Genomic DNA, 286 nt, shown 5'->3' on the forward strand with positions numbered 1-286 from the left:
TTTCTTATGCCTAAGCTGGGGTTCCATTCGTTGTTGATTTGGGTGTCGTATGTGGCAGGTCGCCCGTCTGGGTGGCCCTGCCGTTTGAGTTCTTCTTTCGTCCAGGCCGCGTATGCCGCTTTTCCCGATCGTGTCCGAAGTCTTGATGCCTGTCTAGCTACAGTGGATGTACAGGGGCTTCGGTGCGGACGTTGCCATAGGAATTGGCCTAACCGCACCAGTTGCGGCTTACCTACCACAGCCCCAGTGTTATCCGGTGTTGATTTCACAGATCGGGCCGTTGGAA

The 286-nt window shown here is 55.2% G+C and carries 1 pseudogene; it reads right to left on the reverse strand.

The features are described 5' to 3' along the window. A pseudogene (locus HMPREF2943_RS12310) lies at nucleotides 1-184 on the reverse strand (IS256 family transposase); the annotation flags it as partial. Nucleotides 185-286 lie beyond the last annotated feature (102 nt).

The organism is Corynebacterium sp. HMSC072D12 (assembly GCF_001813925.1).
GTDB lineage: Bacteria > Actinomycetota > Actinomycetes > Mycobacteriales > Mycobacteriaceae > Corynebacterium > Corynebacterium aurimucosum.